The following is a 14,755-nucleotide window of genomic DNA, read 5'->3' as shown; positions in this document are numbered from 1 at the left end:
GTTCGGCGCGATCTTTACCGCGCCAGCTTCAGCACGTTGGCGATGATCTTGGCCCCCGCGCCGCCCTCGGTGGTGAGGATCGACTCCGGGTGGAACTGCACGCCGAACCGGCGGTTGACGACGTCCTCGATCGCCATCACCGCGCCGTCGGAGGTCGCCGCCGTGACCGTGAAGCCCTGCACGGCCGGGTGCTTGGCGTGCACCGAGTGGTAGCGGGCCGCGGTGAACGTCTCGGGCAGCCCGTCGAGCAGCGCGCTGTCGCCCTCGCGCTTGATCTGCCCGCGCTTGCCGTGCTCCGGGTAGGGCAGCAGGTCGAGCTGGCCGCCCGCCTGCTCGACCATGGCCTGCAGGCCGAGGCAGACCCCGAAGACCGGCAGCTTCCGCTCGTAGAGGGCGGCGATCAGCCGCTCGGTGCCGAAGTCGGTCGGCCAGCCGGGGCCGGGCGACAGCACGACCAGGGTCGGCGCGACCTCCTCGATCATGGTGAGCGGGAACCCGTGGCGCAGCGTGACGACCTTCGCGCCCTGCTGGCGGAAGTAGTCGGCCAGGGTGTTGACGAACGAGTCCTCGTAGTCGACGAGGAGCACGGTGTGGCCCTCGCCCGGCTGCTCGGCGGCGACGGCCTCCTGGGCGACCTCGCCCCGGCCGACCGCCGCCAGCGCGCCCAGCAGGGCGCTGGCCTTGAGCTCGGTCTCGCGCTCCTCGGCGTCGGGGTCGGAGTCGAACAGCAGGGTCGCGCCGGCCCGGACCGTCGCCACGCCGTTCTTGATCTGGGCGGTGCGCAGGGTCAGGCCGGTGTTCATGGAGCCGTCGAAGCCGATGAAGCCGACCGCGCCGCCGTACCAGCGGCGGGTGGTGGCCTCGTGGTCCTCGATGAACTGCATCGCCCACGTCTTCGGCGCGCCCGTGACGGTCACCGCCCACATGTGGGTGAGGAAGGCGTCGAGGGCGTCGAACTCGGGGCGCAGGTAGCCCTCGATGTGGTCGACGGTGTGGATCAGGCGGGAGTACATCTCGATCTGGCGGCGGCCGATGACCGTGACCGAGCCGGGCACGCAGATGCGCGACTTGTCGTTGCGGTCGACGTCGGTGCACATGGTCAGCTCCGACTCCTCCTTCACGCTGGACAGGAGGGTGCGGATCGCCTCGGCGTCCTCGACCGGGTTGGCGCCCCGGGCGATCGTGCCGGAGATCGGGCAGGTCTCGACCCGCTCGCCGGTGACCCGGACGTACATCTCCGGGGACGCGCCCACCAGGTGCTCGCCCTCGCCCAGGCTGATGATGAACTCGTAGGGGGCCGGGTTGCTGGTGCGCAGCCCCCGGTAGAAGGCGGGCGGGTCGTCGCAGGGGGCGTGGAAGACCTGGCCGGGCACGACCTCGAACAGGTCGCCGCGCTTGAACTTCTCCTTGGCCTTGGCCACGACGTCGGCGTAGGCGCCCCTGACGGGGTCGGCCGGGATGTCGGTCGCCCTGGTCAGCTCGCGGGAGTCGCCGTCGCGCGGCAGGCCCCTGGTCGACTTCCCGGCGTACTCGAACTCGTAGCCGTACTCCAGCACGGTCTCCTTCACCCGGTCGATCACCACGAGGCGGTCGGGCAGGTGGAGGACCAGGTCGCGCTGGTCGTCGGGGCGGGTGAGCGCGTAGCGGATCGGCTCGAACTGGAAGGCCAGGTCGTAGCCGAAGGCGCCGTAGAGCCCGAGGTGCTGGTCGTCGCCCTTGAACGCGGCGATGACCTCGCGGATCGCGGTGAAGACGGTGGGCCGCCGGGAGCGCATCTCCTCGGGCAGCCACTCGTCGGACGGGTGGACCTCGACCTCGACGAAGGTGGCCGACGGCGTCCCGACGACCTCTCCGGCGGCGCGGAGACAGGCCGCGACGGCGGGGAGCACGACGGCGCCCCGGTCGTTGAGCGCGCGGGCCGAGATGCGGCGGCCCTTCGCGACGAGTTCGAGGCAGGGGTCGACGTAGCCGAACGCCCATCGGCTGTACCTGCCCGGATAGTCCATGCCTGAGGAGAACGCCCCGCCCCGGCGGGTGCCGAGCGAGTCGACGATCTCCTCCAGAGCCGCCTCAGGGACGGCGCGCACCACGCGCTCGACCCCGATGCCGCCCGCCGTGGTGTAACCGCTGGTCTCCACGTGTCGCCCCTTGATCCGATGTTGAGGCCCCGGGGGCGGAAACACAGAAGGCCGCCCTGCTTCCGGGGCGGCCTGTTTCGATTCGCGAGAAACCTGAGCTAGGGGCCGCCGTTAGCGGCGCCACCACTGCTGCTGAGGAATTCGCATGCGGCACACAATAACACGCCGGACCCTACATGTCGGGCAGATGACCGCTCGGCGCGCCCAGCCTGCCGCTCGTCGATGGGAGCTCCCAGTGTGACGCGAGTCACTTACGCTCCAATCGACAACTTGTCGGAAGGAGAGTCCGTTGACGGAACCACGCTCCCCCAGATCAGACCGCAGTCCCTGGAACTGGGTGTTGTTGCCTGCTGTGGTCATCCCGCTCATCCCGGTGCTGTTCAACCACGCTGAACCCCGGCTCCTCGGCATCCCGCTGTTCTACTGGCTGCAGCTCGCGTTCATCCTGGTCAGCGTGGCGGCCACCCTCCTCGTCTACCGGGCGACCCGCCGATGAACGAGCACATCACCGAGATCGTCATCTTCACGGCGCTGTTCCTACTGGTCAGCGGCATGGGCTTCGTGGCCGCCCGGTGGCGGCGGGCCGACGACCTGGCGTCCCTGAACGAGTGGGGGCTGGGCGGGCGCAACTTCGGGTCGTGGATCACCTGGTTCCTGGTGGGCGGCGACCTCTACACGGCGTACACGTTCGTGGCGGTGCCCGCGCTGCTCTTCGGGGCCGGGGCCATGGGCTTCTTCGCCGTTCCCTACACGGTGGTGGTCTATCCGCTGGTCATGCTGGTGCTGATCCGGCTGTGGTCGGTGTCCCACGTGCACGGTCTGGTCACCCCGGCCGATTTCGTGCGGGTACGTTTCGGCTCGCCCACCCTCGCGCTGCTGGTCGCCGTCACGGGGATCGTGGCGACGATGCCGTACATCGCGCTGCAGCTCATCGGCATCGAGGCCGTGCTGAAGACGATGGGGGTGACCGGTGACCTTCCGTTGATCATCGCGTTCGCCATCCTGGCGGCCTACACCTACCAGAGCGGGCTGCGCGCACCGGCGCTCATCGCCTTCGTCAAGGACACGCTGATCTACATCGTGATCCTGGTGGCGATCATCTACATCCCGGCGCGGCTCGGCGGGTTCGGGGCGATCTTCGACGCGGCGGCGGACAAGTTCGCCGGGACGCCGGCGCCCGGGGACGGGATCCTGCTCAACGCCAACAACCAGCTCCAGTACATCACCCTGGCGCTCGGCTCGGCGCTGGCGCTGTTCCTCTATCCGCACAGCGTGACCGGGGTGCTGGCGTCGCGGTCGCGGGACGTCATCAAGCGGAACATGTCGGCGCTGCCCGCCTACAGCCTGCTGCTGGGGCTGATCGCGCTGCTCGGCTACATGGCCATCGCGGCCGGGATCACCCCGATCGGCAAGGACGTCAACACGGTCGTGCCGCAGCTGTTCGACCAGATGTTCCCCGACTGGTTCACCGGCGTCGCGTTCGCGGCCATCGGCATCGGCGCGCTCGTGCCGGCCGCGATCATGTCGATCGCGGCGGCGAACCTGTTCACCCGCAACATCTACAAGGAATACATCCGCCGCGACGCCACCGACGCGCAGGAGGCCCGGGTCAGCAAGCTGACCTCGCTGGTCGTGAAGGTCGGGGCGGTGCTGTGCATCCTGCTGATCGACCCGCAGTTCTCGATCGACCTCCAGCTCATCGGCGGCGTCATCATCCTGCAGACGCTGCCGGCCGTCGCGCTGGGCCTGTACACGCGGTGGTTCCACCGGGTGGGGCTGATCTCCGGCTGGGCGGCCGGGATGACGGCCGGGATGGTGCTGCTCTACAACATCTCCAACCCGGCCAACAACCACGCCCACTTCGGCGGGTCGGCGTTCCCGCTGAACAAGCTCGGCCTCGACACCTCGATGACGATCTACGCCGGGTTCCTGGCGCTGCTGGTCAACCTGGTGGTCGCCGCCCTGGTGACGCTGCTGGCCCGGCGCATGGGGGCGTCGGAGGGCGTGGACGGCACCGCGCCGCGCGACTACACCGCCGACGCGGGCGACCCGGAGGTCAAGGAGGACGTGGAGCTCGCCGGGTCGACGTGATCCCTCACGTCGCCTTTACAACGTAGATTCAAAAGACGGCTCAGCCGACGCACGTTGGTCACCGGGGTGGGCTCGATCGGCCCCGCCCCGGTGACGGAAGCTAGCCGCCTCCCCGCATCTCTGCGATCATCGGCGAGCACCGAACGTAACGGGGAGGGAATGCCGATGGCGCATCCGGTGGGAACGGGAGACGGCCTGGCCAGGGCCGCGAGGAAGGCGGGGCAGATCCTGGTCCTCCTCGCCCTGACGGCCGTGATCCTTTGGGTGATCTACCAGGTCAGGACGGTCGCGATCAGCCTCGTTCTGGCGATCTTCATCACGGTGCTGATGATGCCTCCGGCCCGCTCGCTGCGGCGGATCGGCCTGAACCGAACGCTGTCCACCATGGGCGCCTTCATCGGTGTGATCGTGCTGCTGGCCGCGTTCATCGCGGTGCTGGTCCCGCCGACCATCGACGGGTTCGCCGAGCTGAACGCCAGCATCGGCCAGGTCGTCACCGACCTGCAGAAGACCGCCGCCGGGTTCGGGCTGGACCACACGAGGATCCAGGAGGCCATCACCAGCGTCCAGAACTACCTGTCGCAGCGCGGCACGGAGATCGCCTCGGGAGCGTGGACGGGGGTCCGCACCGTCGGCGAGATCCTGGTCGGCGCGGTGCTGGCCCTGATCCTGGCGGTCTACCTGGTCCACGGCGGCGACCACCTGGTCCACTGGGTGGCCGACCTCGCGCCGCGCGGCAGCCGCCCCCACATCCTCACCACCTGCCGGGTCGTGTTCGACGTGGTCGGCCGCTACGTAAGGGGGGTGGCGGCGGTCGGGTTCGTCGACGCGTTCTTCATCGGCATCACGCTGTGGATCCTCGGGGTGCCGATCGCGCTGCCGCTGGCGGTGCTGACGTTCGTCGGGGCGTTCCTGCCGGTCATCGGGGCGCTGTTCGCAGGCCTGCTGGCGGCCGTGGTGGCGTTCGTGGCCAAGGGGTGGATCGTGGCCGTGATCGTGATCGCGGTGACGATCCTGGTGCAACAGCTCGAAGGGCACGTGCTGGCGCCGATGATCTACGGCAAGGCGCTCGACCTGCCGGGCGCGGTGATCCTGGTGGCGCTGACGGTGGGCAGCGTCGTCGCGGGCATCATCGGCGCGTTCCTGGCGGCCCCGGTGGCGTCGGTGATCGTGGCCCTCATCCGCAACTCCCAGGGCCGCTCCCCCGACTCGGGGCCGCCCACGGCTCCGCCGGAACCGCCGCCGCCCGCGCCGCTCCGCCGCCCGCGCCACCTGCGGTGGCCCCGGTCGGCCTGATCACGCCTGTGCGGTCAGGGCGTCGTGAGCCGCTCTGAGACGGTCGGGGCCGGGGCGGCCGGACGTGTCGCCGGAGACGGCGTCGGCCCAGCCGAGCAGGCGCTCCACCTCGGCCTCGGCCAGTGAGGTCGTCACGGCGGGCTCGCCCACGGCCACCTCCCCGCTGGTGCCGTCGATGGTGACCACGGTCCCCGCCGCCAGGGCGCGGCCGGCGACGCTGATCGAGTCGGGCCCGACGAGCAGGCCCGCCGTGCCGACCACCGCCGGTCTGCCCATCGCGCGGGCGACCACCGCCGCGTGGCTGGCCCGGCCGCCCCGGGCCGTGACGATCCCGGCGGCGGCCGCCATGCCGCGCAGGTCGTGGGGGGACGTCTCGGGACGCACCAGGACGACCGGCCCCTCGGCGGCCATCCGGACCGCCGCGTCGGCGCTGGTCGCGATGCGGCCGACGGCCACGCCGGGGCAGGCGCCCAGGCCCCGGGCCAGGACGTCGGCGGGCGGGACGATGCGGGCCGTCCTTCTCAGGTCGTGCGGGGAGACGCGGCGCAGCGCCTCCTCCCTGCCGATGACGCCGGCGTCGGCGAGAGCGGTGGCGACCACGACGGCGGCGGTGCCGGTGAAGCGGCCCGGCCGCGCCTGGAGCAGCCACAACCGGCCGCTCTCCCAGGTGAACTCCAGGTAGCAGGCGTCGCGGTAGTGCGCTTCGACGGCGGCCATCGCGTGGGCCAGACCGGCCTGCACCTCGGGCTCGCGGCCGGCCAGGTCGCTCAGGGGGCGAGGGTGTTCGCGGCCGGAGACCACCGCGTCGCCGCGCCGCCCGAACAGGACGTCGCCGTAGGGGACCGGGTCTCCTGTGGTGGGGTCGCGGGTGAAGGCGACGCCGGTTCCGCTGCGGGGGTCGCGGTCTCCGTACACCATGGTCTGGACGGTCACGGCGGTGCCGAGGTCGTGGGGGATGCCGTGGAGGTCGCGGTAAGTGCGGGCGCGGGGGGTGTGCCACGACGCGAAGACCTCGGTGACCGCGTCCGTCAGGTCGTCGGCGGGCAGGTCGAGCAGGGTGGTCATCATGCCGGGCATCGAGACGCCCGCGCCGGACCGTACCGAGACCCGGCCTGCGGGGAGGCCCGCCACGGCGGTGGCGAGCTCCGCCGCGAGACCGCCGGGGAGGCGGCCGTCGCGGAGGTAGGCGCGGCAGGCGGCCGTGCCGACGACGAATCCGGCGGGGACGGGCAGGCCCAGGCGCATCAGGACGCCCAGGCCGTGGGCCTTGCCGCCGACCACGTCGGCCGGCTCCCCCGACGTGAGGGGATGGATCCACCTCATCGCGGGATGCCCAGGGTGACCAGCAGATCTTCGTGGAGCTGGAACCAGATGACGTGGTAGGAGGCCATGTCGTCGGTGAAGAACCGCGTCTCGCCCGCCTCGACCCGCCTCAGCGCCTCGGTCAGCCGCACGCGGTACCTGCCGAACCGGGGCAGGGCGTCCGTCAGCGCGGCGAGGACCACGCCCGCCCTGCGGTCGAGGTCGGCGAGCAGGGCGATGACGCGGGCGTCGTAGCCGGGGTCGCCGTGGTCGTTCATGGTCCCCGAGCGCAGGTGCCACGCCTCGCAGAGGTCGAGCAGCTCGGTGTTGAGCGGCAGGAAGCGGCCGAGGGCGCCGGCCACGCCGGCCTTCGTGCCGGCCGCGTCGAGTTCGGCGGCGACCCCGGCCGCGTCGGCGGTCTTGCCTGCCGGGGTGACGCCCCAGCCGCCGAAGTCTCCCGGCTCGTAGGTCACCAGCCCGGCCACCGCCAGGTCGATCAGCTCCGACTGGACGTCGGACTCGCCGAGCCCGGCGGCCTCGGCCACCCGCGCCAGGGTCGTGACGCCCATGCAGCGCAGGGTGTGCAGCACGTTCATGCGGCGATCGTACTCCGACCATCCAGATGGCCTGAACATCCGGACAAATCTGGTCGCCAGGATGCACACCTATCTGGTGGGATGATTACACAATTACAGAAAGGCGCTGAAATGCGGCTTCCCGCCTGGTTCGCCGAACCGGCCGAACAGCAGACCCCCGAGCCCGAGTTACGGGTCTCCACCCTTGAGCTCTTCTTCGACCTGGTCTTCGTCTTCACGATCACCCAGCTGACCCACGTCCTGGTCGACGGGCTGGAGGCCGGCGTCCCCCTGGAGGGCGCGCTGCGGGTCCTGCTGGTGTTCGGGGTGATGTGGTGGATGTACTCCGGTTACGTCTGGCTGCTCAACTCCGTCCCGCCGGTACGACCGGCGCGCCGCGTTTTGGTGCTGCTGGGCATGACCGGGTTCCTGCTGATGGCGCTCGCGATCCCCGGCACGTTCGACGGCGGCGGCGTGGCGTTCGCGGTCGGATATCTGCTGCTCATCGTGGTTCACGGGGCGCTCTACCTCCAGGCGACCCGGGCGATCGTGCGGGTGATCCCGTTCAACCTGGCGGCCACGGCGCTCATCGGGGCGGCGGCGTTCACGTCCGCGCCGTACACCTATCTGCTGTGGGCGGCGGCGATGGTCCTCCTCTGGGGCAGCCCCTATTTCATCGGGCAGAAGGGTTTCACGCTCCGCGCCCCCCACGTGGTCGAGCGGCACGGGCTGCTGGTGATCGTCGTGCTGGGCGAGTCGATGCTGGCGATCGGCATCGGCGCGGCCGACCTCGACGTCGACCTGGGGCTCGGGGTGGCGGGGGCGCTCGGGCTGTGCCTGGCGGCGTGCCTGTGGTGGGCGTATTTCGGCGGCGACGACGAGGTGGCGGCCGAGCACGCGCTGGCGTCGGCGGAGCCGGTCCGCCGGACGCGGATGATCCTCGGCGCCTACTTCTACGGGCACATCCCGATCCTGCTGGGGGTCGTCGCGGTGTCGGGCGGGATCAAGAAGGTCATCGGGCATCCGCTCGACCCGCTGAAGCCGTCGGCGGCGATCATGCTGTCGGCGGGGGTGGCGCTGTATCTGGCCGGGGACTTCTGGTTCCGCCGGGTGCTCGCGCTGCGCCAGGCCCGGATCAGGGGGCTGGCCGCGATCGCCGCGCTGGTGGCGACCGCGACCGGACTGTGGTCGGCGATGGCACAGCTGGCGGTCCTGGTGCTGATTTTGGTCGGCATGCTCGTGGTGGAGCACCGGCGTGCCAGGGGTGCGGCGCGGATAGTCTCTGAGGTGGAGGCATGACATGAGCGCACGATCCGGCTGACCCGCGCGGTCCGGCGACCACGTCCACGCAGCACCGCCGTCCTGGAGGGTCCCATGCTTCCGCGTCTGGAACAGCTCGGCCACGCCCATTTCGGCGCCGCGAGCACGCCCCCGTCCCCCGCCTCCGGCGACGCCGACATCCGCGCCGCGCTGACCGCCGGCGGGCCGCCCCACCCTTTCGTGCTGGTCCGGGGTCCGGCCGCGGCCGGGCGCCTGTTCGAGGCGATCCGCTCGGCCCTGCCCGCCGACACCCCCGTCCTGCTCCCCTCCTCCGGGACGCAGCTGGCCGGGCTGGTCGACGACGGGCTGCCGTTCGCCGGGGGCACGCCCGGCCTGGTCTACCTCGACGACCTCACCGAGGCCGACCTGGCGGCGCTGACCCCCGACGTGCTCGACGAGCTGCTCGACCAGGCGATCGTGGCCGCCACCGCGTCGGCCGGGCTCGACGACCCGGGCGACCGGGGCTGCGCCGACGGGCTGCGGGAGGCCTACCGGGTGGCGATCGGCTCGGGCCACCCCGACCACGCCCCCGACGCGGCCATGCGGCTGGCCGACCTGCTCTACGAGGCGCTCGACTTCGAGGGCGCCCGCGCCGCCTACCAGACGGCCGTCGACTCGGGCCACCCCGACGAGACGCCCAGCGCCCTGGTCAACCTGGGCGTGCTGCTCGGCGACCTGGGCGACGTCGACGGCGAGATCGCCGCCTACCGGCGGGCGATGGCGACCGGCCACCGCGACTACGCGCCGATGGCGGCCTACAACCTCGGCATCGTCCACGGCGACCGGGGCGACCTCCCGGCCGCGCGGGCGGCCTTCCGGGTGGCCGTCGACTCGGGCCACCGGCGGCACGCCTCGGCGGCGGCCAACAACCTGGGGTCGCTGCTGGTGGAGCACGGCGACCACGAGGGCGCGCGGGCGGCGTTCCAGATCGCCGTCGACCTGGGCGACCCCGACCGGTCGGTGATGGCGGCCTACAACCTCGGCGTCCTGCTGGGCGACCTGGGCGACGTCCCCGGCGAGATCGCCGCCTACCGCCGCGCGGTCGAGGCGGGCCACCCCGAACACAGCCCGCAGGCGGCCTACAACCTCGGCTTCGTCCTCGACGAGCAGGGCGACCACGAGGGCGCGCGGGCCGCCTACCAGACCGCCATCGACTCGGGTCATCCCGCGCAGGCGCCGTGGGCCGCCTACAACCTGGGCGTGATGCTCGGCGACCGGGGCGACAGCGCCGGGGAGGAGGCGGCCTTCCTCTACGCGGTCGGCTCCGGGCATCCCCACTTCGCCCCGAAAGCGGCCTACTTCCTCGGCGTCTGCTACGAGAACCGCGACGACATCGAGGCGGCGAGGGCGGCCTACCAGGTCGCCGCCGACTCGGGCCACGCCGTGGCGGCCGAGGCCCGGACGGCTCTGGACGACCTGCCCACTCTGTGACGCCCCAGGGTGGTCGGGTGGCCGGCCGGGCGGAGCCGTAACGGAGAGAAGCTTTTCAGATCTTGAGCTCCCGCAGGGCGGCGGCGAGGCGGTCGACGTCGGCGGCGGCGGTGAACAGGGCCGGGGTGACGCGGACGCAGTCGCCCTTGGCGAGGCCGCCGCGGCGGACGGTGAAGATGCGGTGGCGGTCGTAGAGGTGGTCGACGACGGCGGTGCTGCCGGCCTCGGTGGTGCGGCCGGGGAGGCGGAAGGCGGTCATCCCGGCGTACATCGACGGGTCCTCCGGCGTGAGGATCTCGACGGGCAGGTCGCTGACCTGGTGGACCCAGCGGTCGCGCAGGTGGCGCAGGCGGGCCTCCTTGACCGGCGCGCCGAGGGTCTCGTGGAAGTCGAGGGCGGCCCCGACGCTGAGGATGGGGGCGACGTCCATGGTGCCCGAGTGGACCCTCGACCGGATGTCGGCGCGCTGGGTGTCGTCGCCGAAGACGGGGTCGATGTCGGGGAGGCGGTCCTTGCGGATGTAGAGGAAGCCGCTGCCCAGCGGTGCGCCCATCCACTTGTGCAGGGAGAACACGGCGAAGTCGGCGTCGAGGGCCGGGAGGGTGAAGTCGAGATGGCCCCAGGAGTGGGCGGCGTCGACGATGACGTCGACGCCCTTCGCGCGGGCCATCGCGACGATCTCCCTGACCGGGGCGACCAGGCCGGTGATGTTGTTCAGGTGGCTCAGCAGCAGCAGCCTGAGCCTGGGGGTCCTCGTGAGGGCCGCCTCGTAGGCGTCCAGAACCGCCTGGCGGGTGGCCGGTTCGGGGACGGTCAGGCGTTCGACGCGGGCGCCGTGCCGGGCCGCGAGCCAGTTCAGGGCCGACTGGCCGGTGTGGAAGTCGAGGTCGGCGTACATGACGGCGTCGCCGGGGGTCAGTCTCCGGTAGCCGGTGATGAGGTTCTGGAGGGCCTCGGTGCCGCCCCTGGTGAAGGCGATCTCCTCCTTCGTGACGCCGAGGAGGGCGGCGACGCGGGCGGCGATCTCGTCCGCGCTCTGCCGGTACTGGGTGCGGAGCAGGCGGCTGTTCTCGGCGTTGAGCCGGTCGGCGTGGGCGTGGTAGGCGAGCCTGACCGGCTCGGGCATGCTGCCGAAGTAGCCGTTCTCCAGGTTCACGAAGTCGGGGCTGACCCGGAACTGACCGGCGACCGTGCGCCAGAAGGGCTCGTTCCGCGCGATCTGCTGCGGCGTCCCCGCCGGGGGCCGCACGGCGGCGAGCGCCGCCGGGGCGGCCATGAGCGACAGCGGCAGGCCGGTGAGCATCGCGCGGCGTGACAGGGTCACGGCCCCTCCTCCTTCGGTGCGAGGGGGGCGATCGATTATCCGCCGGGCGCGACACCCGCCGCCGCCATCCGGGGCGGCGTGTCGCCGGACTGTTACGTTGAGTGACTATGGCTTCTCACCTGGTGGGCGGCACCCCGGTGTGCCTGGTCGGCGAGCCGTTCGCCCCGTTCTGGGCCAAGCTCGAAGGGGCCAACCCCGGCGGGCTCAAGGACCGGGCCGCGCTGCACATCGTCGAACGGGCCCGCGCCCGCGGCGAGCTCGCGCCGGGCGCGATGATCGTCGAGTCGACGTCGGGGACGTTCGGGCTGGGGCTGGCGCTGGCCGGGATCGTCCACGGCCATCCGGTCACCGTCGTGACCGATCCCGGGATGGAGGCGCTGGTCCACCGGCTGCTGGCCGCCTACGGGGTGCGGGTCGAGACGGTGACGGCGCCGCATCCGGCCGGCGGGTGGCAGCGGGCCCGGCTCGACAGGGTCGCCGCGCTGCTGGCCGAGCATCCCGGGGCCTACTGCCCGCGCCAGTACGACAACCCCGACAACGTCGACGCCTACGCCGGGCTGGCCGCCGAACTGGTCGGGCAGGTGGGGCGGGTCGACGTGCTGGTGTGCAGCGTGGGGACCGGCGGCCACTCGGCCGGAATCACGAAGGCGCTGCCCCGCCCGGTGAGCCTGGTCGGGGTCGACTCCGTCGGCTCGACGATCTTCGGGCAGCCGTCGCGGCCCCGGCTGATGCGCGGGCTGGGGAGCAGCATCCACCCGCACAACGTCGCCCACGAGGCGTTCGACGAGGTCCACTGGGTCGCCCCGCACGAGGCGGTCTGGGCCTGCCGCACCCTGGCGGCCACCCACTTCACCACCGGCGGCTGGAGCGTCGGCGCGGTCACCGTCGTGGCGTCGTGGCTGGCCCGGACGACGCCCGCCGGCACCCGGGTCGTCGCGGTCTTCCCGGACGGACCGGCCCGCTACCACGCGACGATCTACGATGACGGCTTCTGTGCCGAGCACGGCCTGCTCGACCGGCCACCCGCCGACGAGCCCGATGAGATCAAGTCGGCCGACGAGGCCGAGGTGGTCCGGTGGACGCGGATGGTGACACGGTGAACTGGAGCTCCTACGACCGGCCGGTGCGCCTCCTGATGGTCAACCAGTTCACCATCAACGTGGCGTTCTACATGCTCATGCCCTATCTGGCCGGGCACCTGTCCGGCGGCCTCGGGATGGCCGGGTGGACCGTCGGGCTGGTGCTCGGCGTGCGCAACCTCAGCCAGCAGGGCCTGTTCCTGCTGGGCGGCACGCTCGCCGACCGGCTGGGCTACCGGCCCGTCATCATCGCCGGGTGCCTGCTGCGGACCGCCGGGTTCGGGCTGCTCGGGTTCGCGTCGTCGCTGCCCGTCCTGCTCACCGCCTCGGTGCTGACCGGGTTCGCGGGCGCGCTGTTCAATCCGGCCGTACGCGCCTATCTCGCCCTCGGCGCGGCCGATCGGCGGGTGGAGGCCTTCGCGCTGTTCAACGTCTTCTACCAGGCCGGGATCCTGCTCGGGCCGCTGATCGGGCTGGCGCTGATGGCGGCCGACTTCCGGCTGGTCTGCGCGGTGGCGGCCGGGCTGTTCGCGCTGCTGACGGTCGTCCAGGTGCTCGCCCTGCCGCCCCGCGCGGGTTCCCGGTCGGAGACCGGGGTGCTGGGCGACTGGCGGACCGTGCTGGCCAACCGGCCGTTCGTGCTGTTCTCCTGCGCGATGGCCGGGTCCTACGTGATGTCGTTCCAGGTGTACCTGGCGCTGCCGCTGGCCCTGGGCGACACGGGCGGGGTGGCGCTGCTGTTCGTGGTGTCGGGCGGGGTCGCCGTCCTCGGGCAGGTGCGGATCACGGCGTGGGCCCGCGCGCGGTGGACGCCGGGGCAGGCCATGGCGACGGGGCTGGCGCTGATGGGGGCGGCGTTCCTGCCGCTGACGGTGACGACGTGGATCGGGGCGGTGCTGGTGTGCGCGGCGCTGCTGGGGGTGGGGACGGCGCTGGCCTACCCGTTCGAGATGGACACGGTGGTGGCGCTGTCAGGGGGGCGGCTGGTGGCGACCCATTACGGGCTCTACCAGTCGATCGCGGGGGTGGGGATCACGGTGGGGAATCTGGCGGTCGGGGCGCTGCTGGACCTCACCCCCGTTCTGTGGGTGGCGCTGGCGGGGGTGGGGATGGCGTGCGCGGCGGCCGTCCACCTGCTGGGGCGCACGGGGCTCACCGCTCCCGCGCCAGCCACCTCCTGAGGTCCTCCTCCTCCGAGTCCAGGTTCAGCCCTTCCAGGAGCCTGAGTGCCTGCCCGCGAAGAGTCTGCGCGCGGTGGGGGTGCGGGAGCACCATCAGGCTCAGCGTGTCGTCCTCCCAGCAGGTGGCGCCGACGAAGACCGAGCCGTCGACCGAGGACAGGTCGAAGGCCGGATGGCCATGGGATCCCAGGACGTGGGAGCGCGAGCCCGCTCCTCCCAGGTCCCAGCCGGGTTCCAGTTCGACCAGCACCCACACCATCTCCCACCATCGCGGATTACGGTGCGACCCCTCAGACTCCTCACGGGCCTGGAAGTAGTCGGGGTCCACACCCGGCTCCAGCGCGATCAGGAAGCGCTCCCCGTCGGAGAACAGGCCGTGTTCGACCGCCGTCGCGTGCCAGGCGCGGTTGAACGCGGCGGCCAGATCGGGGTCGTCCACCTCGAAGATCTGATCCCGCCTGCCGTCCTCGGGACCGGCCGTGGCGATCCGGGCGGCCATCTGCGGCGGCACGCCGGTCCCCGTCGCGATCTCGATCAGCCGTACACCGCAGGCCGCCAGGTCGCGGGCGATGAAGTCCTCCCTCATCGCCGGGACGGGGGGCCACTCCGGCTTCCCGGCGCGGAGCACCGACCACATCTCCTCCAGGGGGAGATCGAAGCCTCTGGTCATGTCGGGGTCGTCCTCGGCGGACGCCGGGCCCAGCATCAGGGAGAGCCGCCAGCCCCGATCCACGAGCGCACGCAACCGCGTCAAGATGTCGGGGGCCAAGTCCAGGATCTCCTGACGCAGGTCCTCCGGCCCGCGCGTCATGGCGGCCGACCACACGGTGGACGTGCGCGGCTCGCCGGACGGCCCGATCTCGCCCGCCCGGAACGTCCGGTCGGGGGTGATCCCCGTTACCGCCGTGACCTCCTGCGGATCGCCGTCGGGGCTGGTCGCTCGTAGGTATTCGCGGAGCATCGGGCCGGCCCTCCCACGCAGGTTCTGGATCCTGCCAGTATCGGCTCCCGTGGTCGG

The 14,755-nt window shown here is 72.0% G+C and carries 12 protein-coding genes; 7 read left to right on the top strand and 5 right to left on the bottom strand.

Features of this window, described 5'->3' with window-relative positions:
* Nucleotides 1-14 precede the first annotated feature (14 nt).
* Nucleotides 15-2,138: an anthranilate synthase component I gene (locus AW270_RS01845; protein ID WP_061289729.1), complete on the bottom strand. Its 2,124-nt coding sequence runs from the start codon at nt 2,136-2,138 to the stop codon at nt 15-17.
* A gap of 337 nt (nt 2,139-2,475) precedes the next feature.
* On the opposite strand from AW270_RS01845, the gene AW270_RS01840 reads away from it, so the two are divergent.
* The 3 genes from AW270_RS01840 (at nt 2,476) to AW270_RS01830 (ending at nt 5,525) form a co-directional block, all read left to right on the top strand.
* The gene (locus AW270_RS01840) at nt 2,476-2,634 is read left to right on the top strand and encodes a DUF3311 domain-containing protein (RefSeq protein WP_245674529.1); all 159 of its coding nucleotides are present in this window, start codon (nt 2,476-2,478) and stop codon (nt 2,632-2,634) included.
* On the top strand, nt 2,631-4,229 hold the full coding sequence (mctP, locus tag AW270_RS01835; protein ID WP_061289723.1) for a monocarboxylate uptake permease MctP: 1,599 nt from the start codon (nt 2,631-2,633) through the stop codon (nt 4,227-4,229). Before AW270_RS01840 ends, mctP begins: the two co-directional genes overlap by 4 nt.
* Nucleotides 4,230-4,394: 165 nt before the next feature.
* Nucleotides 4,395-5,525, top strand: a complete 1,131-nt coding sequence (locus AW270_RS01830; RefSeq protein WP_245674528.1) for an AI-2E family transporter — start codon at nt 4,395-4,397, stop codon at nt 5,523-5,525.
* On the opposite strand, the gene AW270_RS01825 is transcribed toward AW270_RS01830, so the two are convergent.
* Nucleotides 5,526-6,848, bottom strand: coding sequence for a PEP/pyruvate-binding domain-containing protein (locus AW270_RS01825; protein ID WP_061289720.1), 1,323 nt, complete (start codon nt 6,846-6,848; stop codon nt 5,526-5,528).
* Nucleotides 6,845-7,423, bottom strand: coding sequence for a transcriptional regulator (locus AW270_RS01820; RefSeq protein WP_245674527.1), 579 nt, complete (start codon nt 7,421-7,423; stop codon nt 6,845-6,847). The genes AW270_RS01825 and AW270_RS01820 overlap by 4 nt, the downstream gene beginning before the upstream one ends.
* A gap of 111 nt (nt 7,424-7,534) precedes the next feature.
* Between AW270_RS01820 and AW270_RS01815 the strand changes: the two genes are divergently transcribed.
* Nucleotides 7,535-8,701 (top strand): low temperature requirement protein A, encoded by a 1,167-nt coding sequence (locus tag AW270_RS01815; RefSeq protein ID WP_061289714.1) that lies wholly within the window; start codon nt 7,535-7,537, stop codon nt 8,699-8,701.
* A 75-nt stretch (nt 8,702-8,776) separates the two neighbouring features.
* Nucleotides 8,777-10,153: a tetratricopeptide repeat protein gene (locus tag AW270_RS01810; protein WP_061289711.1), complete on the top strand. Its 1,377-nt coding sequence runs from the start codon at nt 8,777-8,779 to the stop codon at nt 10,151-10,153.
* Nucleotides 10,154-10,208: 55 nt separating this feature from the next.
* Here the strand turns inward: AW270_RS01810 and AW270_RS01805 are convergent, their stop codons facing one another.
* Nucleotides 10,209-11,477: an aminotransferase class V-fold PLP-dependent enzyme gene (locus AW270_RS01805; RefSeq protein WP_061289709.1), complete on the bottom strand. Its 1,269-nt coding sequence runs from the start codon at nt 11,475-11,477 to the stop codon at nt 10,209-10,211.
* Between the two features lie 107 nt (nt 11,478-11,584).
* On the opposite strand from AW270_RS01805, the gene AW270_RS01800 reads away from it, so the two are divergent.
* Nucleotides 11,585-12,577, top strand: coding sequence for a PLP-dependent cysteine synthase family protein (locus AW270_RS01800; protein WP_061289706.1), 993 nt, complete (start codon nt 11,585-11,587; stop codon nt 12,575-12,577).
* Nucleotides 12,553-13,737: an MDR family MFS transporter gene (locus AW270_RS01795; RefSeq protein ID WP_245674526.1), complete on the top strand. Its 1,185-nt coding sequence runs from the start codon at nt 12,553-12,555 to the stop codon at nt 13,735-13,737. Before AW270_RS01800 ends, AW270_RS01795 begins: the two co-directional genes overlap by 25 nt.
* Here AW270_RS01795 and AW270_RS01790 read toward each other — a convergent pair.
* Nucleotides 13,709-14,698: a DUF4279 domain-containing protein gene (locus AW270_RS01790; RefSeq protein WP_061289703.1), complete on the bottom strand. Its 990-nt coding sequence runs from the start codon at nt 14,696-14,698 to the stop codon at nt 13,709-13,711. The genes AW270_RS01795 and AW270_RS01790 overlap by 29 nt on opposite strands.
* Between the last annotated feature and the right edge of the window lie 57 nt (nt 14,699-14,755).

This window comes from Herbidospora cretacea, from assembly GCF_001570605.1.
GTDB lineage: Bacteria > Actinomycetota > Actinomycetes > Streptosporangiales > Streptosporangiaceae > Herbidospora > Herbidospora cretacea.
The sequence above is the reverse complement of the archived record's forward strand: the minus strand, read 5'-3'. Positions and strand labels throughout refer to the sequence as shown.